This is a genomic window from Terriglobia bacterium (assembly GCA_020072785.1).
Classification (GTDB): domain Bacteria; phylum Acidobacteriota; class Terriglobia; order Acidiferrales; family UBA7541; genus Acidiferrum.
The window spans coordinates 731,817-754,640 of the sequence record JAIQGG010000002.1; the positions used below are offsets into that span (position 1 = coordinate 731,817).

The 22,824-nt window shown below is 63.7% G+C and carries 19 protein-coding genes; 10 read left to right on the forward strand and 9 right to left on the reverse strand.

Annotated features, from left to right (window positions below; translation table 11 throughout):
* The first annotated feature begins 33 nt into the window (after positions 1-33).
* The 4 genes from LAN61_06370 to uvrB all read left to right on the forward strand — a co-directional run bounded on the left by LAN61_06370 (position 34) and on the right by uvrB (position 6,297).
* A complete protein-coding gene (locus tag LAN61_06370) occupies positions 34-2,160 on the forward strand; it encodes a prolyl oligopeptidase family serine peptidase (protein ID MBZ5540130.1) in 2,127 nt (708 codons plus the stop codon).
* Positions 2,161-2,182: 22 nt separating this feature from the next.
* Positions 2,183-3,103, forward strand: coding sequence for a hypothetical protein (locus LAN61_06375; protein ID MBZ5540131.1), 921 nt, complete (start codon positions 2,183-2,185; stop codon positions 3,101-3,103).
* On the forward strand, positions 3,100-4,077 hold the full coding sequence (locus LAN61_06380; GenBank protein MBZ5540132.1) for a hypothetical protein: 978 nt from the start codon (positions 3,100-3,102) through the stop codon (positions 4,075-4,077). The genes LAN61_06375 and LAN61_06380 overlap by 4 nt, the downstream gene beginning before the upstream one ends.
* 174 nt (positions 4,078-4,251) lie before the next feature.
* Complete coding sequence (gene uvrB / locus LAN61_06385) at positions 4,252-6,297, forward strand: excinuclease ABC subunit UvrB (protein MBZ5540133.1); 2,046 nt, start codon at positions 4,252-4,254, stop codon at positions 6,295-6,297.
* Between the two features lie 175 nt (positions 6,298-6,472).
* Here uvrB and LAN61_06390 read toward each other — a convergent pair whose 3' ends face one another.
* Positions 6,473-7,642, reverse strand: coding sequence for a glycosyltransferase (locus LAN61_06390; protein ID MBZ5540134.1), 1,170 nt, complete (start codon positions 7,640-7,642; stop codon positions 6,473-6,475).
* Positions 7,643-7,693: 51 nt separating this feature from the next.
* Between LAN61_06390 and LAN61_06395 the strand changes: the two genes are divergently transcribed.
* From LAN61_06395 to LAN61_06410, 4 genes are all read left to right on the forward strand, one after another.
* On the forward strand, positions 7,694-8,590 hold the full coding sequence (locus LAN61_06395) for a DUF2520 domain-containing protein (GenBank protein MBZ5540135.1): 897 nt from the start codon (positions 7,694-7,696) through the stop codon (positions 8,588-8,590).
* Positions 8,587-9,900 (forward strand): insulinase family protein, encoded by a 1,314-nt coding sequence (locus LAN61_06400; protein MBZ5540136.1) that lies wholly within the window; start codon positions 8,587-8,589, stop codon positions 9,898-9,900. Before LAN61_06395 ends, LAN61_06400 begins: the two co-directional genes overlap by 4 nt.
* Positions 9,900-11,276: an insulinase family protein gene (locus LAN61_06405; GenBank protein ID MBZ5540137.1), complete on the forward strand. Its 1,377-nt coding sequence runs from the start codon at positions 9,900-9,902 to the stop codon at positions 11,274-11,276. The genes LAN61_06400 and LAN61_06405 overlap by 1 nt, the downstream gene beginning before the upstream one ends.
* 82 nt (positions 11,277-11,358) lie before the next feature.
* Positions 11,359-11,733 (forward strand): helix-hairpin-helix domain-containing protein, encoded by a 375-nt coding sequence (locus tag LAN61_06410; protein ID MBZ5540138.1) that lies wholly within the window; start codon positions 11,359-11,361, stop codon positions 11,731-11,733.
* Between the two features lie 47 nt (positions 11,734-11,780).
* Here LAN61_06410 and ribB read toward each other — a convergent pair whose 3' ends face one another.
* Positions 11,781-12,965: a 3,4-dihydroxy-2-butanone-4-phosphate synthase gene (gene ribB, locus LAN61_06415; protein ID MBZ5540139.1), complete on the reverse strand. Its 1,185-nt coding sequence runs from the start codon at positions 12,963-12,965 to the stop codon at positions 11,781-11,783.
* Between the two features lie 524 nt (positions 12,966-13,489).
* Between ribB and LAN61_06420 the strand changes: the two genes are divergently transcribed.
* The gene (locus LAN61_06420) at positions 13,490-14,461 is read left to right on the forward strand and encodes an HNH endonuclease (GenBank protein MBZ5540140.1); all 972 of its coding nucleotides are present in this window, start codon (positions 13,490-13,492) and stop codon (positions 14,459-14,461) included.
* A 336-nt stretch (positions 14,462-14,797) separates the two neighbouring features.
* On the opposite strand, the gene LAN61_06425 is transcribed toward LAN61_06420, so the two are convergent.
* Positions 14,798-15,286, reverse strand: coding sequence for a hypothetical protein (locus tag LAN61_06425; protein ID MBZ5540141.1), 489 nt, complete (start codon positions 15,284-15,286; stop codon positions 14,798-14,800).
* 229 nt (positions 15,287-15,515) lie between these two features.
* Here LAN61_06425 and LAN61_06430 point away from each other — a divergent pair, with 229 nt between their 5' ends.
* Positions 15,516-16,124, forward strand: a complete 609-nt coding sequence (locus LAN61_06430) for a transposase (GenBank protein MBZ5540142.1) — start codon at positions 15,516-15,518, stop codon at positions 16,122-16,124.
* A gap of 823 nt (positions 16,125-16,947) precedes the next feature.
* Here LAN61_06430 and LAN61_06435 read toward each other — a convergent pair.
* From LAN61_06435 to LAN61_06460, 6 genes are all read right to left on the reverse strand, one after another.
* The gene (locus tag LAN61_06435) at positions 16,948-17,268 is read right to left on the reverse strand and encodes a hypothetical protein (protein MBZ5540143.1); all 321 of its coding nucleotides are present in this window, start codon (positions 17,266-17,268) and stop codon (positions 16,948-16,950) included.
* A gap of 394 nt (positions 17,269-17,662) precedes the next feature.
* Complete coding sequence (locus LAN61_06440) at positions 17,663-18,121, reverse strand: hypothetical protein (GenBank protein MBZ5540144.1); 459 nt, start codon at positions 18,119-18,121, stop codon at positions 17,663-17,665.
* 606 nt (positions 18,122-18,727) lie between these two features.
* Positions 18,728-19,759, reverse strand: coding sequence for an inorganic phosphate transporter (locus LAN61_06445; GenBank protein ID MBZ5540145.1), 1,032 nt, complete (start codon positions 19,757-19,759; stop codon positions 18,728-18,730).
* 40 nt (positions 19,760-19,799) lie between these two features.
* Positions 19,800-20,414: a DUF47 family protein gene (locus tag LAN61_06450; protein MBZ5540146.1), complete on the reverse strand. Its 615-nt coding sequence runs from the start codon at positions 20,412-20,414 to the stop codon at positions 19,800-19,802.
* A gap of 198 nt (positions 20,415-20,612) precedes the next feature.
* Positions 20,613-22,247 carry a chaperonin GroEL gene (groL, locus tag LAN61_06455; GenBank protein ID MBZ5540147.1) on the reverse strand — a complete coding sequence of 545 codons (1,635 nt, stop codon included), beginning with the start codon at positions 22,245-22,247 and terminating at the stop codon, positions 20,613-20,615.
* A gap of 60 nt (positions 22,248-22,307) precedes the next feature.
* Positions 22,308-22,625: a co-chaperone GroES gene (locus LAN61_06460; protein MBZ5540148.1), complete on the reverse strand. Its 318-nt coding sequence runs from the start codon at positions 22,623-22,625 to the stop codon at positions 22,308-22,310.
* Between the last annotated feature and the right edge of the window lie 199 nt (positions 22,626-22,824).

Genomic DNA, 22,824 nt, shown 5'->3' on the forward strand with positions numbered 1-22,824 from the left:
CCAGGGAGAGAAGCCCGACAACGGAGGCTGGCGATGAAGAGCCGTGTGCTGCTGATTTTCTCGGTGGTTGTGCTGGTGATGGGGGGAGCGCCGCGGGCGGGGGCGCAGAAGGGGTTCACGCTGGAGCAGGTGCTGCGCGCGCCGTTTCCGGAAAATCTGACGGCGGCGCGGGCGGGCAGCCGCGTGGCGTGGACGTTCGCGCAGGAAGGACGGCGGAACATCTGGGTGGCGGAAGGGCCGGAGTTTGCGGCGCGGCAGTTGACGAAATACGGCGAGGATGACGGGCAGGAAATCGCGGAGCTGGAGTTCTCGGCGGACGGCGGCACGATCGTGTACGTGCGTGGCGGGGAGAAGAATGCGGCGGGGCAGGCGCCGAATCCCACGAGCAATCCCGCGGGGGCGGAGCAGGCGGTGTGGGCGGTGCGCTGGAGCGGAGGCGAGGCCAGGCGGATCGATGCGGGGAATTCGCCGAGGATTTCCGCGCGGGGCGTCGTGGCGTACGGGAAGGACGGGCAGATCTGGCTGGCGGCGCTGGCGGGAGAAGAAAAGCCGCAGCAGGTGGTGGCGCGGGGGCGCAACACGGAGCCGCGGTGGTCGCCGGATGGGAGCCAGCTGGCGTTCGCGTCGTTGCGCGGGGATCACAGTTTTATCGCGGTGTATGACGCGGCGGCCAAGACGGTGCGGTATCTCGCGCCGTCGGTGGACAGCGACGGCGATCCGCAGTGGTCGGGCGACGGCAAGCGCATCGCGTTCGTGCGGCGGCCGGCGGTTCCGCGGGACACGCCGGAAGGCTATTTCATCGCGCCAGACGCGGCGCATCCGTGGGCCATCTGGGTGGGGGAGGTGGCCAGCGGCGGCGCGCAAGAAGTGTGGAAGAGCACGGCGACAGCCGAAGGTTCGTTTCCGTACATGGCGGGGGATACGGGCGGGGGCGTGCTGCACTGGGGAGCGGGGAACCGGCTGGTATTCGCCTCGGAGCAGGACGGGTGGCAGCATCTCTATGCGATTTCCGCGGAGGGCGGCGCGGCGCAACTGCTGACGCCGGGGAACTGCGAAGTGGAGCAGTGGGCGTTTTCACCGGACCGTGCCGTCATCGTGTTCAGCTCCAACTGCGAGGATGTGGACCGGCGGCACCTGTGGCGCGCCGGCGTGGCCGGAGGCAAACCGCAGCGGGTGACCGTCGGCGAGGGGATCGAGTGGAGCCCGGCGATCTTGGGCGACGGGAAGACGCTGGCGTATCTGGCGTCCGATGCGCGGTGGCCGGGACGGCCGTTTGTGGCGAGCCTGGAGGTGCCGGGGAAGGCGAAGCAGCTTGCGGCAGAGACGCTGCCGGCGGATTTTCCGGCGGCGAGTCTGGTGGTGCCGCAGCAAGAGGTGATCACTTCGACGGACGGGCTGGCGATCCACGTGCAGCTTTTTCTGCCGCCGGGAGCGAAGGCGGGGGAGAAGCGGCCGGCCGTGGTGTTCATGCACGGCGGCTCGATGCGGCAGATGCTGCTGGGCTGGCACTACATGTACTACTACTCGAACGCCTATGCGATGAACCAGTACCTGGCCAGCCGCGGCTACGTGGTGCTGTCGCTGAACTACCGCAGCGGGGTCGGCTACGGGCGGGCGTTCCGGGAAGCCCCGGGGCGCGCGGGGCGCGGGGCCAGCGAATACCAGGACGTGGTCGCGGCGGGGCTGTACCTGCGCGGGCGCGAGGACGTGGATTCGCGGCGGATCGGGCTGTGGGGCGGGAGCTACGGCGGGTACCTGACGGCGCTGGGACTGGCGCGCAATTCCGATCTCTTCGCCGCGGGGGTAGACCTGCACGGCGTGCACGACTGGCCGACCGACAACTGGGACGGGAAAAACATTCCGCCGGAGCTGACGCGGCTGGCGCACGAATCCTCTCCGGTGACGGCGGTGAACACGTGGCGCTCGCCGGTGCTGTTCGTGCACGGGGATGACGACCGCAACGTGATGTTCACGCAGACGGTGGACCTGGTGGCGCGGCTGCGGCCGCGCGGGGTGCACGTCGAGCAGCTGATTTTCCCGGACGAGGTGCATGATTTCCTGTTGTACCGGCACTGGGTGGAGGCGTATCGCGCGGGAGCGGATTTCTTCGAACGGGAGATGCGCGGCGCGGCGGCGGGTGCGGCGAAAGCGGCGCGGTGAGTAGCGGGGCGGCCGGGTGCGGATGAGGCGCAGACAGGCGGGAGTGTGGTGCGGCGTGGCGTGTCTGTGCGCCGTGGCGGCGGCGCTGCCGGCGCAGGAAAAGCCGCTGCTGCGCACGTTTGCGCAGGGCGCGGCGGAAAGCTATCGCGTGGAAGTTACCGTGCGGAGCGAGTTGCGCGGGGTGCGGCCGGAAACGATCGGGGCGAAGACCTACGTGCGGCCGTTCACGCAGGCAGCGGAGGGCACCCTGACGTGGAACGCCGCGCGGCGCATCGTGGCGGTGCTGGGCGACGGGTCGGCGGAAATCGAAGAGATGCGGGAGCCTGTGGCGGCCGCATACCGCTGCGAGCCCGAAGAGGACGCGGCAGCGCGCAAGCTGCAGGAGGCGCTGCGGGGCGCGGCCGCGAAGTGGGAGCAGCCGTTTGTGCTGCGCTACCGCGAGGCGCGCGACGGGCACATGCAGGGCTTGCAGGCGGAAGAGGCCGCGGGATTTGGCGAGGAGGAGCCGCGGCTGCTGGCGCCGTGGCTGCTGCACGCGCTGCGGCCCAGCGTGATCCTGCCGGCGGCCCCGCTGCGCTTTGGCGAGCGCTGGCAGCACCGGCCGCAAGGGCGCGTGCCGCCGTGGAACGCGGTGCAGGGCGCGGAGACGGGAGAATGGGCCGCAGCGGCGGGGGATGCGCCGGCGGCGACGCTGCACGTGACGCAGGAACTGACCGGGGAGATTCCGGCGGCGGGGAAGCCGGGAGAGGCGGCAGCGCGGCGGGGGAGTTTTTTCGCGGATGCGCTTTCCACGGTGAGTTTGCTGGACGGGAGTTTACTGAGCGCGGTGCGCTCGGCGGCGCGCGAAACATCATGGACGCTGGCGCCCGTGGAAGGTTTGCCGGAGGCGCCGCGGTTCGCGGCGAAACTCTCCGTCAGCGTGACGATCCGGCGGTTGCCATGAAGCGCGTGTGCCAGCTGGCGTTGCTGGGGATGCTGCTCGCGGGGAGCGCCGCGGCGGCGGAAAAAAAACAGGGCAGGGTGGTGCTGGCGCCGCGGCTGGCGAAGGGGCAGATGCTGCGGTATCAACTGGCGTTTCACAGCACGTCGAAGAGCCGCACGGAGAGCGTGATCGTGGATCCGGAGCCTGCGGCGGATGCGGAACTGGCGCTGGGCATCGGGTTGCGGGTGGACGTGCTGGACGTGCAGCCCGCCGCGGGGGGGAGCAATGCGCGGCCCGTGGTGCGGCTGCGCGTGACCTACGAGCGGGTGGCGGTGACTCGGGGCACGGAGAATGCGGCGGGTTCCCCGCGCAGCGCGAAAAATGGCGCGCGGGGCGCGGCTGCGCTGGAGGGCAAGGCGTTCGAATGCGTGCTGGACGGCAGCGGCGCGGCCGACTGCTCCGGGCACGAGCAGGCGGCGCCGGGTGCGGCGGAGGAATTGCATGGGTGGGTCGCGCAGGTCTTCGGCGGGCGGGGCATCCCGCAAAAGGGAATTGCGCCGGGCGAGCGCTGGGGCGATGAGCAGGAAGTGGGCGGGGCGATTCCGCTCGCGGGGCTGCGCTGGGTGCGGCAGTTCACTTATGTGGGGAACGAGCCGTGCCTGTTGGCGGCGGGCGCGGCGGGAAAAGGGAGCGCGGCGGCGGAAACCTGCGCGGTGATCCGCGCGCGGAGCCTGCTGATCCGCAAGGGCGGGGGCAAGGATGCCACGCCCGAAGCGTTCCGCGAGAAGGGGTTGCGCACCGCGGGGACAGCGCGCGGAGCCAACGAATCGCTGACGCGCATCTCGCTGGCGAGCGGGCTGGTGGAGAGCGCGAGCGAATCCGGCTGGCAGAGCAGCGACGTCACCGTGTCCACCGCGGACGGCGGCCGAAAAATCCACACCACCACCGAACTGAAGACTGATTCCGGGCTCACGCTTGTCCGTGACGCCCCCTGAGTTGTGGCCAGCCGGCGACATCCCTCGAGGGCGCTCCCGACCGGGACAGGCCGGGACAAATTTCGCCGCCTCTCAAGGAGCGAGTAGCGTAGCCGCGCAAGAGGCTGAGTTTGCCCGGCGGGGTATAATGAAAGTTTGTGCAAGGGGCGCGAGACGCGCCTGAGGGGCAGCGCGATGGATTTCAAGCTACACAGCAGCTATCAGCCACGCGGGGACCAGCCGGCGGCGATCGAGCAGCTTTCGCGGGGCATCGAGGACGGCGAAAAGCACCAGGTATTGCTGGGGGTGACGGGGTCGGGCAAGACGTTCACCATGGCCAAGCTGATGGAGCGCGCCAACCGCCCGGCGCTGGTGCTGGCGCACAACAAGACGCTGGCGGCGCAGCTGTACCACGAGTTCAAGGGCTTTTTTCCGGAGAACGCGGTCGAATACTTCGTCAGCTACTACGACTACTACCAGCCGGAAGCGTACGTGCCCGCGGCGGACCTGTACATCGAGAAGGAAGCGACGATCAACGACGAGCTGGACAAGCTGCGCATGAGCGCGACGCGCTCGCTCTTCGAGCGCCGGGACGTGGTGATCGTGGCCAGCGTGTCGTGCATCTACGGCATCGGCTCGCCGGAAGCCTATTTCGCGATGCTGGTGATGCTGGAGAAGGGACAGCAGACGTCGCGGGAGGCGCTGCTGCGGCGGCTGGTGGACATCCAGTACGAACGCAGCGAGGAGCTGCGGCGCGGGGCGTTCCGTGCGCGCGGCGACGTGATCGAGATTTACCCGCCCTACGACGACATGGCCTACCGCATCGAGATGTGGGGCGAGCAGGTGGAGGCGATCCGGCAGATCGATCCGCTGACCGGCGAAGTGCGCGCGGGACGCGAGGACCTGGCGAAGCTGCCCATCTATCCGAAGACGCACTACGTGGTGCGCGCGGAACAGAAGGAGCGGGCCATCACCGGGATCTACGAAGAGCTGGAGTGGTGGAAGCGCGAACTGGAGAAGCAGGGGAAGTTCGTGGAGGCGCAGCGGGTGACGCAGCGCACGATGTTCGACATCGAGATGATCCGCACGATCGGCTACTGCCACGGCATCGAGAACTATTCGCGGCATCTTTCGGGGCGCCTGCCGGGGGAGGCGCCGCCGACGCTGTTCGACTACGTGCCCGAGGATTTCCTGCTGTTCCTCGATGAGTCGCACCAGACGGTGCCGCAGGTGCGCGGGATGTTCAACGGGGACCGCGCCCGCAAGCAGACGCTGGTGGACTACGGCTTCCGCATGCCCTCGGCGCTGGACAACCGGCCCCTGACCTTCGAGGAGTTCGAGCACCGGGTGAACCAGGCGGTGTACGTGTCGGCGACGCCGGGGCCGTACGAACTGGGAAAGACCGGCGGGGCGTTCGTGGAGCAGGTGATCCGGCCGACGGGGCTGGTGGACCCGCTGGTGGAGGTGCGTCCCGTGAAGGGGCAGGTGGACGACCTGCTGGAAGAGATCCGGGTGCGCGCGGAGCGCAAGGAGCGCGTGCTGGTGACCACGCTGACGAAGCGCATGTCCGAGGACCTGGCGGAGTATTTCGCGGAGGTGGGCGTGCGCTGCCGCTACATGCACTCGGAGATCGAGACGCTGGAGCGGGTGAAGATCCTGCGCGATCTGCGGCGCGGGGAGTTCGACGTGCTGATCGGGATCAACCTGCTGCGCGAGGGGCTGGACCTGCCGGAAGTTTCGCTGGTGGCGGTTCTGGACGCGGACAAAGAAGGGTATCTGCGGAGTACGACGGCGCTGATCCAGACCATGGGGCGGTGCGCGCGGCACATCTCCGGCAGGGCGATCCTCTACGCCGACCGCTACACGCGGTCGATCAACGAGGCGATCGCGGAGACCAACCGGCGGCGGGAGAAGCAGCTGGAGTACAACGCGGAGCACAACATCACGCCGCTCTCCATCGTGAAATCGGTGGACATGGAGCTGGCCAAGATCGTGGCGGCGGACTACGTGACGCTGGCCGCGGACGAGGGCGAGCTGGATGCGCTCACGGCGAACGTCAAGAACGAGGCGCAGTTGGCGGAGGTGCTGCAGCAACTCGAAGGACAGATGCGCGACGCGGCGAAGAAGTTCGAGTTCGAGCGGGCGGCGCAGCTCCGCGACCGCATCCGCGCGCTGAAGGAGAAGGATCTGGCGGGGTTGTTCGCGGCGGAGACGAACCCCGCCGCGCCGGAACAAGGATAAAGAGATGTGGCCCTCGTCTGCGTACCCTCCGCGCCCTCTGCGTCTCTGCGTTATCTTTCTCTTCCCCCGCCCGCTGCAACACGAGCACGCTTGCATGTTCCGGCGCTCCCGGCGCAACGTCGGTTTACAACCCACCTGAAAAAAACCGCACTTCAGGATTCGGAAAAGAGCGGGGTCAGAGAGGATTGCGGGAGGCGCGTTTGAGTTGGCAGAGGGGATAAAACGTGCCGCGCCAGGTGACGCCGCCGCGCCAGAGGGTAACGGCAACGGAGCGCGCGAGCATGTAGTCGAAGATGGCCGCGGCGGCGGGGTGGAAAAGGGCGTAGGCCGGAGCGACCTGCGCGGTGATCGCGCCGGCGAGAAATGCCTGCACCACGATGCCGCCGAGAGTGGCGGTGGCGGCGAAGAGCCTGGTCCAGCCGGTGGCGGCGAAGAGGGCGATCACCGGCGCGATACTGACGGAGATGTTCACGGCGACGGCGAGGAACGCCAGCGCGAGGCGGTATTCGAGACCCGCGAAAAAATTCTTTTCCACGCCGCGTACGAGATTAGCAAGACCGGCGTGCCAGCGGATGCGCACCCAGGCATCGGAGAAGGCCACCTGAGAGCGGAAGCCCCTCTGCTTGAGCAGGCGGCCGAGTTTCATGTCGTCGATGACTTCGAGAGCCAGGCGGGTATGGCCGCCGCAGGATTCGTAGGCGGCGCGGCGCACGAGCTGAAACGCGCCCACGCCCATGTAGCGGCGGGAGCGCGGATCGGAGACGCGCCAGAGCTCGCTGCCGAAGACGAAGCCCAGACCGAAATAGGGGATGACCACTTTTTCCCAGAAGCCGTGGACGATGATCTGCGCGAGAAGCGTGAAATGATCGGCGGAGCCGCGCAAGGCCAGGGTCATGGCGCGGCGCAGGGCATCCGGAGCGAAAAGGACGTCGGCGTCGGTGAAGAGGATCCAGTCGGTGCGCGCCTGCTGCGCGCCGCAGTGCAGGGCGTGGGTCTTCCCGAGCCAGCCGGGAGGCAGCTCGCGGAGGTGCACGACGCGGAGGCGCGGGTCGCGCGCGGCGGCGGCGTCGAGGATGGCGCCGGTGGAGTCGGCGGAGCGGTCGTTGACGGCGACGAAGTGCAGGGCGGGATAGTCGAGGGCGAGCATGGTGGCGAGGGCCGCGGGGAGTTTTTCTGCTTCGTCGCGTGCGGCGAAGACCAGGGTGACGGAAGGGCAGTCTGCCGGAGGGAGCGGAGAAGCGTCGCGGAGGTGGGGCAGACGGCGCAGTCCGCGAATGGAGCGCAGGCCCTGGAGAAACCACGCCAGGGTGACGCCGGCAAAGCAGATGGCCCAAAGGTTATGCAAGACGGAGTTTTCTGGCAGCGGATTCGCTGACAGGCTATTCTAGCATCCGCGATGAATCGGAGCATGGCCATCCTGGGCGGAGGACGCGTCGGGCGGGCGCTGGGCAAGCGCCTGTGCGGGCTGGGCTGGAGGATTGGCGCCGTGGTGACCCGCAGCGCTGGCAGCGCGCGGCGCGCGGTGCGCTTTATCGGGGCGGGGCAGGCGTACGGCAGGCTGACGCGGCAGTTGCTGGGCGCGCAATTGATCCTGATCGCGGTTCCGGACCGCGCGCTGGCGGATGTTGCGGGGGAGCTGGCACGGATCGGCGGCGAGGAATTGCGCGGCAAGGTGGTGCTGCACACGAGCGGCGCGCTGGATGCGCGCGTGCTGGGAGCGGTACGCGCCTGCGGCGCCGCAGTGGGCTCCATGCACCCGCTGCAGACGTTCAGCGGAGTGGGTGTGCCGCCGCTGGAAGGGAAAGTGTTTGCGATCGAAGGAGACGCGGCGGCGCTGCGCGTGGCGCGGCAGATCATCCGCGCGCTCAAAGGCGTGCCGGTGCGTATCCCGGGGGAGAAGAAGCCGCTGTACCACGCGGCGTGCGCGCTGGCCGCGGGGCATGTGCTGGCGGTGATGGAGGCGGCCACGCAGATGCTGCTGGCCACGGGGATGAAGCGGCGCGAGGCGCTGCGCGCGCTGCTGCCGCTGACGCGGCAGATGCTGGAGAATTTCGAGCGCCTGGGGCCGGCGACAGCGTGGACCGGGCCGCTCTCGCGCGGCGATTATGGAGTCGTTGCGGCGCATGCCGCGGCCTTGCGGGAGTTTCCGCCGGCGTACGGCGCGGCGCACGAAGCGCTGGCCCGGCTGGGTGCGGCGGTGCTGGCGCGGAGGCCGGAGGAAGCGCGCGCGGCGCTGGATCGGATTTTTGAGGAAGCCAAGCTGCAGAAAAAAGCCAGCGGGGGAAAAGGGTGAACACGTTGCAGATTCGAGTGGAAAGCAAGACGCTCGCGAACGGCCTGCGGGTGGTGATCGCGCCGGACGCGGCGGCGCCGATCGTGACCGTGGGGGTGTACTACAAGATCGGGTTCCGGCTGGAGCCGCGCGGGCGCAGCGGGTTCGCGCACCTGTTCGAGCACATGATGTTCCAGGGCTCGGCGAACGCGCCGAAGATGGCGCACATCAAGCTGATCAACTCCTCGGGCGGGACGCTGAACGGCTCGACGCACTACGACGTGACCAACTATTTCGAGGCCGTGCCGTCGAACGCCCTGGAGCGCATCCTGTGGCTGGAGGCCGACCGCATGCGCGCGCTGCAGGTGGACGACGAAAACCTGCGCAACCAGCGCGACGTGGTGAAGGAAGAGGTGCGGGTGAACGTGCTGAACCAGCCCTACGGGGGCTTTCCGTGGCTGGACCTGCCGCCGGTGGCCTTTCGCAACTGGGCCAACGCGCACAATTTTTACGGGGATTTCGCCGACCTGGATGCGGCGACGCTGGCGGACGTGCAGGCGTTCTTCAAGACCTACTATGCGCCGAATAACGCGGTGCTGCTGATGCTCGGCGACGTGCAGCCGGAAGAAGGCCTGGCGCTGGCGCAGAAGCATTTCGGCGGTATTGCGGCGGGCGCCGCGCCGCCCTTCGCCGATCCCAGCGAGCCGGAGCAGACGGAAGAGCGCCGCGGCAGCGTGGAGGAGAAGTTCGGGACCCTGCCGGCCATGGCCATCGGCTACCGGGCTCCGGAGCGGCGCACCAAGGACTGGTGCGCGATGGCGCTGCTGGACCAGGCGCTGCACGGGGGGCGCGCCGGACGCATCTACCGGCGGCTGGTGCTGGAAAAGCAGATCGCCGTGGACACCGCGGGCGGGATTCACTATCCGATGGGCGACGTCTTCGACTACAACGGGCCGATGCAGATGGTGACGCGAATCCTGCACAAGCCGGAGATCAGCGCGGAGGCGACGCTGGCGGAATTCGACGCCGTCATCCGGGAGATGCAGGAGCAGGGCCTTGCCGCGGACGAACTGGAGCCGATCAAGGTGAAATTCCGCTCGGACTACTATTCGACGCTGGAAGGCGGGAGCATGCCGCGCTACGGGCTGATGCATCTGCTGGCGTGCTTCACGCTGTTCGACGGCGAGCCGCAACTGGTGAACACGATCCTGGACGGCTTCCTGGCGGTGACGCCCGCGGAGGTGCAGGCGGCGGCGCGGAAATATCTGCGCCCAGAAAAGCGGGCGATCGTCTTGCGCCAGCCGGTGGCGGGGAAGAAGGAGGCGGCGTAATGGCTACCAGTCCTGCTCCCGAAACACGCATCGCGGCGCCAGCGCTCTCGGCGGAGCGCCCGGTGCGCTGGCCGAAACGCACGCGCGCGCGGCTGGCGAACGGCCTGGAAATTGTACTGGCGGAATCGCACAGCGTTCCGAAGTTTACCGGGCAGCTCTTTTTCCGCTCGGGGAACGCGGCGGCTGCCGAGCGCGCGCCGGGCCTGGCGGAGATGACCGCGACGGTGGTGCGCACGGGAACGGCGCGCCGCAGCAGCCGGCAGATCGAAGAGGACCTGCGGCGCATCGGCGCCGATCTTTCGACCGGCGCGGGAGCGGATACCACGGCGATCTCCTTCGACGGGCTCTCGGAATTGTCCGAGCCGCTGCTGGCGCTGGTAAGCGAGCTGGCGCGGGAGGCGTCGTTTCCGGAGGGCGAATTCGAGCGCGAGCGCCGGCAGAAGCTGGAGGAGGTGCGCATCGAGCGGACCACGCCGGGGTTTTTGGCGGGGGAGCGGCTGCGCAAGGTGCTCTTCGGGGCCCATCCCTACGCGCAGGTCTCGCCGAGCGAGGCGCAGGTGGCGGCGTACCGGCTGGAGGAGCTGGTCACGGTGTACAAGGAGTTCTACGCGCCTGCGAATGCGCTGCTGCTGATGGTCGGAGATTTTCAGCCGGAAGCGATGTTGCGGCAGATCGAGAAAATCTTCGGCGGGTGGACGGGGCCGAAGCCGGCCGCGCGCACTCCGGCGCTGCCGCCGCGGCTGCGCGGGCGGCGGGTGCATTTCGTGCACCTGCCGGGCGCGGTGCAGGCGCAGATCGTGACGGGCTGCCCGGCGATCACGCGCAAGCATCCGGACTGGCTGCGGCTGAGCCTGGCGAACAGCATCTACGGTGGGGCGTTCAATTCGCGGTTGGTGATGAACATCCGCGAGGCCAAGGGCTACACGTACAGTCCGCGCAGCGGAGTGAACGCGCTGCGCGAGCACGGCTACTTTTCCGTTTCCGCGGCGGTGCGCAGCGACGTGGTGGCCGCATCGCTCAGCGAAATCTTCTACGAGCTGGACCGCATGCGGGCGCTGCCAGTGCCGGAAGACGAACTGGCCGACGCGCGCAACTATCTGAGCGGGGTCTTCTCGCTCGGGCTGGGCACGCAGAGCGGCTTTCTCGGGCAGCTGGCTACGGTGGCGCTGAATGAGCTGCCGGACGACTACCTGGAAACCTATCGCGACGGCATCCGCGCGCTGACAGCGGCGGATGTGCTGGCGGCGGCGCGCCGGCACTTCGATGCGGCGAACATGCAGATCGTGGTGGTGGGCGATCGCGCGCAGATCGAGGCCCAGGCCGCTCTGTACGGGGAGGTGGACGTGTACGACGCGCAGGGCCAGCACATGGAGTAAGGGCGCAAGGATCGGCGTCCGAAGGCGGCGGCCTCGTCCGATTGTTGATTTATATACGTGGTGCAGGCATCATAATCCCGCCATGGCGTGGCGGTCACCAGTTCCGCGGCTGTCCCTGTTCGTTGTTCTGCTATTTTTCCTCTCCCCGGTAATTCTCCAGGCATCCACGAAAAAGCCACCGGTGCGGCCGGTGAACATCAATACGGCGACGGCGGCGGAACTGCAGCAGGTGCCGGGAATCGGTCCGGCGACGGCGAAGAACATCGTGGAGATGCGCAAGTCGTACGGGACGTTCCGGAGCGTGGACGATTTGCTGGCGATCCGGGGAATCGGGCGCAAGCGCCTGGAGAAGATGCGGAAATACTTGACGATGGGGAAGACGCCTGCGCCGGGGAACAAGGCCCCGCCAGCGGTGCAGCAGAAGCTCCGAGTGCCAAGCGCAAAGACGAAAGAGTGAAACCGCAGGAGAGTGAAGAGAAGCGAGCGCGGTGTCCGTCTCTGGCATTAGAGTTTTTGATGCGTCGGCCGGGGTGTGTCGATGCGCAGGGGCACCTGATCGGCGATGCGGATGCCGTAACCTTCGAGGGCGACGACCTTTTTGGGGTGGTTGGTGAGGACGCGGATATCCTTGAGGCCGAGGTCGATGAGGATCTGCGCGCCGATGCCGCTTTCGTGCTGCACCATGCGCTGGTAGGCGAGCTCGCGGTCGATCTGGCCGCGTTCGTGGAAGTGGATCTTGGGGAGCGCGCCGGGCTCGGCGTCGCCGGTCTCGATGCCGAAGCCGCGTCCGGTGTGGTGCAGGTAAAGAAAGACGCCGCGGCCGGCTTGGGCGATGGCTTCCAGGGAGCGGGCGATGATGTCGTGGCAATCGCAGGAGGTGGAGCCGAAGACGTCGCCGGAGAGGCAATGGCTGTGCACGCGGACGAGGGGCGGGGTGGGGCCCTCGAGATCGCCGCGGATGAGGGCGATGTGCTGGTCGCGGTCGACGTCGCTGGCATAGGCGATCATGCGGAAGTCGCCGTTGCGCGTGGGCAGAACGGTTTCCGCGACGCGGCGCACGTAGCGCTCGTGCTGCATGCGGTAGCGGATGAGGTCGGCGACGGTGAGCATCTTGAGGTTGTGCAGGCGGCAGAAGTCGAGGAGCTGCGGGACGCGGCTCATGGTGCCGTCTTCGTTCATGATTTCGCAGATGACCCCGGCGGAATTGAGGCCGGCGATGCGCGCGAGGTCCACGGAGGCTTCGGTCTGGCCGGCGCGCACGAGGACGCCGCCATTGCGCGCGCGGAGCGGGAAGACGTGGCCGGGACGGGCGAGGTCCTGCGGTTTGGTCTTGGGGTCTGTGGCGGCGAGGATGGTGGTGGCGCGGTCGGAGGCGCTGATGCCGGTGGTGGTGCCCAGGCGGGCGTCAATGGCTTCGCAGAAGGCGGTGCCGTGCGCCGAGGTGTTGATGGAGGACATCAGCGGCAGGTGCAGCTCGTCGCAGCGCTCCTCGGTGAGGGTGAGGCAGACCAGGCCGCGGCCGTACTTGGCCATGAAGTTGATGGCTTCCGGGGTGACCTTTTCCGCGGCCATGGCCAGGTCGCCTTCGTTTTCGCGGTCCTCGTCGTCCACCAGGACGATCATGCGCCCCAGGCGGATCTCTTCGATGGCTTCCTCGACGGTGGCGAAATTGGCGCGGGTATCAGTCATGTCGTTGAAAATATAGCAGAAGTGAGGGGTAATGACGCAAGGAGGTAAGGAAGCAAGAGAATAGCCCGCGCGAGGCGTGCACGGGGAAATGTAAAGTGACGGTTGAAGGTGATGGCTCTTTCATACCCCCCACCCCCCGTAGCGATGGAAAGAGTGCGGAATCGATTGAAAAGAAAAGGGTTGCATGAACGCCGTTGCGGAAAAGAGTGTGTAAGAGTTTGAAAGCAAAGGGGTTGAATAAAGGGGACGGAAAAGAGGACGAGACGAGAGAGCGTCACTTGGGGATCGGGCCGGGGCTGGAGCTTGGCAAACACGGGGAAGGATAGCATGGGGGTATCAACTGGTTAAATGTTATGCAGGGAACGGGGAGAATTGAGGAGTGGACGGCAATGGGGCGGGATTAACGGTGCGGGCGGCAGCAAGACGAACAAGAAAAAAGCAAAGTCAAAAGCCCCAGGTGCGAAACTAGCACCCAAGGCACCCGGCGGCAAACTGCGCGTGCAGTGCGGACGAAGGTAAGAAATATGAGTAAATGCATCTTGTGCGGTTCGGCGGAGAACCTAACGGAGGAACACATCTTTCCTGACGCGCTAGGTGGGTGTGTGGTGCTCGCAAATGGGACGTGCGCCACTTGCAATAGCACTGCTTCGACGCAATTCGAAGCGGAGTTCATCAATGGATTCGCAATTGTTCGGCAACTGTTGGGGATTGAGAACAGAGAGGGCAAGGTGCCTAGCCTGAAGGCAACAGTGGAAATCGAAGGTCAAGCACATGTGGCCACAATCAAACCAGAGGGCAAAATCGAAATACCTCCAATGAAGATTGAGCGGCAAGACGAAGCGGGCAGAAAAGAAATCATCTACAGGACCTTCAAGAAAGGGGACGCTGAGAAAATCATCGAGAAGGCGAAGAGCAAAGGAATTGAACTTGAGAACGCCCCCATCGCGGACCTAGCACGTGAAGTCGATGCTGTAGTCCATGTTTCATTGGACTTCATTGGAAGACAAAGCGGACTGCGAACTGCTGCGAAGGCTGCCTATGCGGCTCTCGCCCTGAAGACCGGCGTAGGGTATGCGCTTTCTGGAACGTTCGATACGGTAAGAAACTATTGCCGCAATGGAGGTACTCCGACGCCCGCTCGCCTGTTTCTAAACGACAATTTTCAGGCCAGCTTTCACATTGGCCCCCACCAACACGCAATCGTCTGCGCTGGTGATGCAAAAACTAAGCGGACACATGCTCTCGTTATCTATTTCGGAAACCTATTCTATTATGTGCGAGTGAGTGACACATACGAGGGAGCCGATTTTAACTGGACGATGGCTTGCGATGCCCAAAGAGACGAAGAGGTGAAGTTTATTGTCGGTGAGTATGACAACGAGTTCCTGATGTTGGAGGACATCGCATCTGGAAACACTCATTGGGACGATATAAAAGCGTCCGGGGACTATCTGATGCGGAATTTCTCGAAGGCACTAGGTCTGAAATTCGAGTAACTAGAAGTTACAAGGAGGCGTCTCACACAGGAGACGGGTCGTGAGCGGGAGCCATACCGTAGCTTAGCTCATTCGAGCACTTGGTCGAGAAACTACAAACGGTTTCAGGTCGGAATAAAAACGAAGGTTTCTTATATGGCAATAGGGATAGGCTACGCAAACGCGCGTTGTTGAAGCGGAATCAAGGGCAGGAGAGCAAAAGTCAGTAGCCATCATTCTCTTGCAGGGGTCGCATTTGATTTCGAGGTATCGAGGCATAAAGGGCGGGCGGGTGGCGTATTCTTCGGATCGCATTTCGCTCCGCGCAGCCCACGGCGAGGATACCACTTCTGTAAATTAGCTTGGATTAGTGTGATGGGGAGCACCCCGAATCTGCTTATTCATTAAGTCTAAACCACCCGCTTGGTCGCGGAACGGTGGAATCTCAAATGGCTCCGACAGTGCGACGGCGGCGTGTGCCTCTCGCCAGCTCTGAGAGAAGAACTTCTTCAGGTAGGCTCGTGCCTTCTCTTCAGTTTCGAAATAATTGATTCGAAATCGGAATTTGCCTTCGAGCCGAATGTTCTGTTCCTTACAGACCCCAAACAGGGGAACCTTAAGGACGAAGTCCAAAGTTGTGGCCCCGCTTGGGTTCAGCTTGACCACGTCCGGGGGTGGCGTGTCCACACAAGGGATCACGATTTTCCAGCCTTCCTTCGTTCGCCACTGTTCAAGAAACACGGGATAGAGGCGTGGCCCTGATTCGTAATTGATCCCAGTCAGGAAAGCCGGTCTGCCTGACATATTGGCCACCTTCAGCGAGAAGTGAACCTCGTCGCGACTCACCCTCTCGACTCGTTCAAGGACAACCTTAATACCTGCGGGTTCATCCGACGTCTGAAGCGGTGAAAATCCGACACACAAAATGGTGAGCAAGCTCCACGCTAAGAAGCCATTTAGAGTGTTTGTGCACACTGTTTGTATTACTCCTTCACGGGAAGATGGCGGGTGGCCCAGAGGCCACCGATGATTGTCTTTTTTGTCTCGCTAAGGAATACACGACGGGAGAATATCATTGTTGCATCTCACTGGAGCGTTAAAATGCGGGCGTGCGGGTGCCCCACGTGCCGGTTTTGCACGTGGGGTCTTTCCGATGCCGATAAAGCTCAAACGCTACTACGGACGCGGGGATTTGCATTTTCTTACCTTCAGTTGTTACCGGCGGCTGCCGCTGCTGAGGACGATTCGTGCGCGAAACGTGTTCGTGCACGCACTGGGAAAGATACGCGAGCGGCATAAATTTCTGCTGGTGGGATACGTGGTGATGCCAGACCACGTGCATCTTTTGATCAGCGAGCCGCCGAAGGTTACGCCCTCGGTAGTGCTGAAAGCGCTGAAGCAGCGCGTCTCACGGGATTTGCGGAGAAACAAACGCCGCATTTCGACGGCGCAGTTGCGGCTGCCATTCATGAGCGCTGGCGGCGGGCTGCCGCGATTTTGGCAGCCTAGATTTTACGACTTCAATGTCTACAGCGCGAAGAAGAAGAGGGAGAAGCTGGAATACATGCATGCCAATCCCGTGAAACGGGGACTGGTGAAAAATCCGGGCGCTTGGATGTGGAGCAGTGCTCTCTTTTACGAGAAAGGGGAGACCGGATTGGTGCCGATCGATCCGGTGGATTAGAGAGCCCGTAAACGAGCAACCGCGCAAAGCGAAGACCCACGTGTAACACCGACACGTGGGGCACCCCCCCCCAAACAATCTACGAGCTGACGTCTGGGCCACCAGCCAGCGTTAAGTTTGAAGTGATAGGAGAAACATCGCGCCGCAGACAGGGCCTGCGACAGCTAGAAACCACCACCTCGAACCCCAGAGGCCTGCGATCAAAGCTGTCGCCAGGGCTGCGCACAGCATTGCAACTAAAGCAACCAGCGATACCTCGTACCTCCCCGGATGCGGCCAGTCGGTCGGGATGTACATGTATACCCAATAGCCGAAAGAAAGAACGACGCTGGCTATTCCAAAAGCGTTCGCCAGCCTGCGCGATCCTAAAAGCATGCCCCATCTCCGACACAGTGAGCAGCCCACCCTAGGGGACTGAAAAGGTTGTGTTCGCCAAAGTGCATGTTCCCAGTTGCTCGCGGAGGGTTATAGAGCGGGTCGATTATCACCGGGTGAACGTTGAAATGGGCGGGTGGCCCATTCCTTCGGATTTTCCTTTCTTCCTTGGGGTGCACGGTGAGAGGATACCACTTCTGTAAGTTATCGTGGAGTAGTGCGATGGGGTGCCCCTCATCAAACCTGAGCCACCCGTGTTTGAATGAGCGTGGGAGAGAAAGAAGAAAGAGGATGAGCCCACCCTTTGAAAAACCACAAAGGGTAGACCACCCGAAATCGCTCTTTAGTCCAGGTTGGGGAATTTCGCTCGTGCCCACCGCGTGATTCTGGCAGCAGCAAACAAACGGGAAGTTTCCATGCGCCACCCGCCCGACATCTCGAACACTCTTTATTTGCGGTGAATAAGCCAGTAAATCTTCAGCCTTTGTAGGAGCACGAGCATGCCGTAGATGGCAATGAGGAGCGAGGCGTACCTCCAAGGCGGGCGGAAAATACGGTTGCCAAGAATACCTGTTGAGATAGCAAGACAGGAATAAACGACCAGGACGCCTCCTCCGGCGAAAGCTACCGCGATAGATGAGCGCAGGACCCACAGATGCGAGAACAGGAACAGCAAAAGGGACAAGAGGCCCACGATAAAGATGGAAAACAGCCACACTCTGCTGGACTCCGACGGGCGCCAGAGAATCGCACTGATCAGTGCAATCAAGACTGCGGGGCATATCAGGTACATCAGTTGGATGGACACAGTGAGAAGCGACAAATCACGGCCCTCCGTTGGAAGCTCGCAGGTATGGTCCCTTTCGATTGTTAATTACTGGGCGGGTCGTCCACTCCTGCGGATTTTTCCCTTCTTCCTGGCGGCGCACGGCGAGAGGATACCACGTCGGCAAGTCAGCGTGGGGTAGTGCGATGAGGGTGCCCCTTGATCAAACCTGGGCTACTCGCGAAAGAGGAAGAGCCCACCCTTTGAAAAACCGCAAAGGATGGGCTACCCGGAATTGGTCTTTATGCATGGTTGGGGAGCTTCGCTCGTTCCCACCGCGTGGTTCTTGCATCAGCAAACAAGAGGGAAGGTTCCATGCGCCACCCGCCCATTTATTCTATTTTTTGTATCCGTGTTCCTTGAACCACTCGTGCATCTGCTGGGGCGTCATGTTTTCGGAATCGGACAGCTTCTTTAGGACGTCCTCAAACGGCACTTTGCGTTCTGCGGGAAACGACGTGTAGAAATCCGTGATCTGTTTCTCGTAATACGCCACGGGCTTGGAGAAGCCAACGCCCCTGGTGGCACACTTGCCAAACAGATCGTCCTGAAAGCTGTGTGGTTCCTGCGGCGGCGCGACTTCGTAATATGCCTCACACCCTTGTGCAAATCCGCGGCTTAGTCCAATCGTGTAGCCCCAGACAAAACCAAGCCGGGTGTCGGAGTTCATGCTTAGCCATGCATCCCCTTCCCGGTTGTACGTCTGAGCCGACGTATAGTGCACGAATAGGGCGAGGAGAACTGCCAGGACTGTTCCAACGAAGACGAGAGCTCTATATGAATGCGGATGCTTCATATGGTTAGTTTCTCCCGGACTGCGGGTGGCGCATTCTTCGGAGCGCATTTCGTTTCTCGCAGATCATGGCGAGGATACCACTGTCATACGTCATTCCGGAGTGATAAAAGGGCACCATATCGGGTGGGCTTCGATAAGAGCGAAGGCCATCCGAGATCGCTCTTTGCTCCAGGTTTGGGAGCTGGGCCGGGCTAAAGCCCGGCCGCTACATAGGAAAGAGCGCATAGGAAAGAGGGCAGAAGGAGAGGCAAGAAGAGGTGCGAAGAGCAGGCGGCCGTCGAAAAGCAAGAGAAAGCCGCAGGGCGCAGCCCTGCGCTACAGGTTGGCGCTACGGGCGGCGGAAGAATTCACAGAGAGAGTTGCGATGGAGCTGTTCTGGAACGGAAATGATCACCGGAGTAGGTGCACGGGAATCGGGTGGATTAGAGAGCCCGTAAACGAACAGCCGCGCAGAGCGAAGACCCACGTGTAACACCGACACGTGGGCCCCCCCAACAATCTACGAGCTGACGTCTGGGGCACCCGCCGAAATTCGAAATTCGAAAAGCGAAATTGGGAAGGAAGAGAGGGGGCAGGGAGTGGGGGCGGGTGGCGCTGCGGAGGGCGTCAGGGCAGGAAGGAGTGCATGACGTGGAAGAGGGCGGCGCCGAAGAGGGCGGCGCCAGGGATTGTGAGCACCCAGGCCCAGACGATGCGGCGGGTGACGCCCCAGCGCACCGCGGTGAGGCGGTGCGAGGCGCCGACGCCCACGATGGCGCCGGTGATGGTGTGCGTGGTGCTCACCGGAATGCCGAAATGGGCGGTGACGCCGAGCGTCAGAGCGCCGGCGGCTTCGGCGGAAAATCCGCCGAAGGGGTTCAGCTTGGTGATGCGCTGGCCCATGGTCTTGATGACGCGCCAGCCGCCGGCCATGGTGCCGCCGGCCATCGCCAAGTGACAACAGATGATGACCCAGAAAGGCACGGAGTAGGTCTTCATGAGGCCGCCGGCGACCAGGGCGGCGGTGATGATGCCCATGCCTTTCTGGGCGTCATTGGTGCCGTGGCCCAGGCTGTAGGCGGCGGCAGAGAAGAGCTGCAAGCGGCGGAACCAGCGGTCCACCTTGAGGGGGCGCTGGTGGCGGGCCAGCCAACTGGTGGCCACGCTGACCAGCAGGGCGATGATCAGGCCGATGATGGGGGCGAGAAAGATGAACAGCACGGGCATGGTCCAGCCGTGGAGGACGAGGGCGCGGAAGCCGGCATTGGCGACGGCGGCGCCGCCGTAGCCGCCCATAAGGGCGTGGGAGGAACTGGTGGGCAGGCCGAGGGCCAGGGTAATCATGTTCCAGAGGATGGCGCCGATGAGCCCGGCGAGGAGCACGTGCTCGTTGACCATCTCGATGTGTACGAGGCCCTTGCCGATGGTCTTGGCCACGGCGGTGCCGAAGGCGAAGGCCGCGACGAAATTCCAGAAGGCGGCCCAGACCACGGCGCGGAAGGGGGTAAGCACGCGGGTGGAGACGACGGTGGCGATGGAGTTGGCGGCGTCATGCCAGCCGTTGGTGAACTCGAAGGCCAGGGTGAGAGCGATGATGATGCCGACGAGGCCCAGGCTACCCACGGTGCGGGACCTCGCGGAGCAGAGGCGGAGCGGCAGAAACGGAAATGGGTCGTGGCATAGCGGAGCTCGCTCCTGGTCAGGTGCTCTTCAGGGTGATGGTTTCGATGACGTTGGCGACGTCCTCGCACTTGTCCACGGCGGTCTCGATGACCTCGAAGATCTCCTTCCATTTGATGATCTGGACGGGATCTTTCTCTTCATCGAAGAGCTGGGCGATGAGCTTGCGGCAGAGGCGGTCGCTCTCGTTTTCCAGGCGGTTGATCTCGATGCAGTGCTTGAGGACGAAGGCGGGCTTGTTCAGGGCGCGCACGGCGATGACCACCTCGGCGGTGGTGTCGAGCAGGATCTTGGCCAGCTCCTCGGTGCCGGGGCGAATGGCGGCCACGCGGTAGAGGACGAAGCGGCCGGCGGCGGCGTCGATGAGGTCGAGGACGTCGTCCAGCTTGGAGCACAACTCGTGGATGTCTTCGCGGTCGAAGGGGGTGACGAAGGTCTGGTTGAGCTTGGTGAAGAGGGCGTGGGTGATTTCATCCCCGGCGTGCTCGATGGCCTTGATGTTGGTGGCCTGCTCGGGCACGGCGGTGTAGTGCGAAAGCATCTCGACCAGGGCCTTGGCTCCCCCATGGATGTTATCCGCTTGCTTTACAAAGAGATCGTAGAAATCCTCTTGGCGTGGAAGAAAGCGCCGCAGAATGCCTGGCATAAGTTCGGACTCCCCCGTCTGGAATCAGGATGAGGCAGAAAGACTATAGCGGAGCACAGGGCGGGAGGCAAGGAAGCGGGGGGCGCGAGTGGGGAGGCGGGACTTGTGACGCGCCAGCAAAAGTGAAAAGGGCGCCCCGGTGGTCCGGGACGCCCTTTGTGTACATGGGGTTAGTTAGGGAGCGGTCTAGTACATGCCGCCCATGCCGCCCGGGCCGGGAGCGCCGGCAGCGGCGCCCTTCTTTTCGTCTTCCTTGATTTCGGCGATGAGCGCTTCGGTGGTGAGCATCAGGCCCGCGATGGAGGCTGCGTTCTGCAGCGCCAAACGGGTGACCTTGGCCGGGTCGATGACGCCCATCTTGACCATGTCGCCGTATTCGCCGGAGTCCGCGTTGAAGCCGAAGTTCTCGTCCTTGGACTCGCGGATCTTGCCGATCACCACGGCGCCTTCACAGCCGGCGTTCTGGGCGATCTGGCGGGCGGGTTCTTCGAGAGCGCGCCTCACGATGCTGACGCCAACGGCCTCGTCATCGTGCAGCTTGAGCTTCTCGATCGGGCCGAGGCAGCGCAGCAGGGCCGAACCGCCGCCGGGAACAATGCCTTCCTCGACAGCCGCGCGGGTGGCGTGCATGGCGTCCTCGACACGGGCCTTCTTTTCCTTGAGCTCGGTCTCGGTGGCTGCGCCGACTTTGATGACGGCGACGCCGCCGACGAGCTTGGCCAGGCGCTCCTGGAGCTTTTCCTTGTCGTAGTCCGAGGTGGTTTCCTCGACCTGCGCGCGGATCTGCTTGACGCGGCCTTCGATCTCCGTGGACTTGCCGCCACCCTCGACGATGGTGCTGTTGTCCTTGTCGATGGTGATCTTCTTGGCGCGCCCGAGATCTTCGACCTTCACGTTCTCGAGCTTGATCCCGAGATCTTCCGTGATGGCCTTGCCGCCGGTCAGGGTGGCGATATCCTCGAGCATGGCCTTGCGGCGGTCGCCGAAGCCCGGGGCCTTGACGGCCGCGCACTGCAGCGTGCCGCGGAGTTTATTCACCACCAGGGTCGCGAGCGCTTCGCCCTCGACGTCCTCGGCGATGATCAACAGCGGCTTGCCCATCTTGGCGATGGACTCGAGGAGGGGAAGCAGGTCCTTCATCGAGCTGATCTTCTTCTCATGGATGAGGATGCGCACGTCTTCGAGAACGCACTCCATGCGCTCGGGATCGGTGACGAAGTAGGGGGAGAGGTAGCCGCGGTCGAACTGCATGCCTTCCACGACTTCCAGCGTGGTCTCCATCGTGCGCGATTCCTCGACGGTGATGACGCCGTCCTTGCCCACCTTCTTCATGGCTTCGGCGATGATGCTGCCGATCTGCTTGTCGTTGTTGGCGCTGATCGTGCCGACCTGGGCGATCATGTCGCCCTTGACGTCGCGCGAGAGGCGCTTGATCTCCTCGATGGCGGCTTCGACAGCCTTGTCGATGCCGCGCTTCAGGGCCATCGGGCTCGCACCGGCGGCAACCGTCTTCACGCCTTCGCGGAAGATGGCCTGCGCCAGAACGGTGGCCGTGGTCGTGCCGTCGCCGGCAACGTCGGAGGTCTTGGAAGCGACCTCCCGGACCATCTGCGCGCCCATGTTTTCGAGCGGATCCTGCAGCTCGATTTCCTTGGCTACGGTCACGCCGTCCTTGGTGATCACCGGCGCGCCGAACTTCTTTTCGATCACCGCGTTACGGCCCTTGGGGCCGAGGGTGATTTTTACCGCGTCTGCGAGAATGTTCACGCCCCGTAAAATCGCCTGGCGCGAATTCTCTCCCGTTACAATCTGCTTCGCCATGCCTCTATCTCCTCCTCGATTCGGTCAAAACCGTTTCTTGCATTGGGATGAAAACGAAAGCTACCTCTTCGACGCAGCCTTGGCTGCGCCGCTGAGCTTCGCCAGGATCTCGTCCTCGCGCAGGATCAGGTACTCTTCGTCCTCGATCTTGATCTCCGTGCCGCTGTACTTGCCGAAAAGAACGCGATCGCCCGCCTTCACATCCAGCGGGATCAATTCGCCCTTCTCGCGGCGGCCGGAGCCGGCTGCGATGACTTCACCTTCTTGGGGCTTCTCTTTGGCCGTGTCCGGGATGATGATGCCGCCCTTGACGGACTCTTTTTCTTCAATGCGCTTCACAATCACACGATCGTGGAGCGGTGTCAGATTGACTGCCATCGTGCACATTCCTCCATAAGCGGATCTAAAACCGGGATTTGAGCGGGAGGAAAGAGATTAGCACTCCTCCCAGTCGAGTGCTAATATAGGCACAATGTCCTTGCAAGTCAAGTCCTTAGCGGACACCCGGAGTGCTTGCCGGTCCCGCGCTTTCAGGGCAATGCATTACTAAACTTCATAAATAGAATGACTTAAATGG

Excerpts from the sequence above, each read along its gene's own strand:
- LAN61_06395 (MBZ5540135.1), top strand. The coding sequence starts at position 7,694 with ATGAATCGGAGCATGGCCATCCTGGGCGGAGGACGCGTCGGGCGGGCG.
- ribB (MBZ5540139.1), bottom strand. The coding sequence starts at position 12,965 with ATGACTGATACCCGCGCCAATTTCGCCACCGTCGAGGAAGCCATCGAA.
- LAN61_06370 (MBZ5540130.1), top strand. The coding sequence starts at position 34 with ATGAAGAGCCGTGTGCTGCTGATTTTCTCGGTGGTTGTGCTGGTGATG.
- LAN61_06420 (MBZ5540140.1), top strand. The coding sequence starts at position 13,490 with ATGAGTAAATGCATCTTGTGCGGTTCGGCGGAGAACCTAACGGAGGAA.
- LAN61_06375 (MBZ5540131.1), top strand. The coding sequence starts at position 2,183 with ATGAGGCGCAGACAGGCGGGAGTGTGGTGCGGCGTGGCGTGTCTGTGC.
- LAN61_06410 (MBZ5540138.1), top strand. The coding sequence starts at position 11,359 with ATGGCGTGGCGGTCACCAGTTCCGCGGCTGTCCCTGTTCGTTGTTCTG.
- uvrB (MBZ5540133.1), top strand. The coding sequence starts at position 4,252 with ATGGATTTCAAGCTACACAGCAGCTATCAGCCACGCGGGGACCAGCCG.
- LAN61_06405 (MBZ5540137.1), top strand. The coding sequence starts at position 9,900 with ATGGCTACCAGTCCTGCTCCCGAAACACGCATCGCGGCGCCAGCGCTC.
- groL (MBZ5540147.1), bottom strand. The coding sequence starts at position 22,247 with ATGGCGAAGCAGATTGTAACGGGAGAGAATTCGCGCCAGGCGATTTTA.
- LAN61_06440 (MBZ5540144.1), bottom strand. The coding sequence starts at position 18,121 with ATGAAGCATCCGCATTCATATAGAGCTCTCGTCTTCGTTGGAACAGTC.
- LAN61_06380 (MBZ5540132.1), top strand. The coding sequence starts at position 3,100 with ATGAAGCGCGTGTGCCAGCTGGCGTTGCTGGGGATGCTGCTCGCGGGG.
- LAN61_06460 (MBZ5540148.1), bottom strand. The coding sequence starts at position 22,625 with ATGGCAGTCAATCTGACACCGCTCCACGATCGTGTGATTGTGAAGCGC.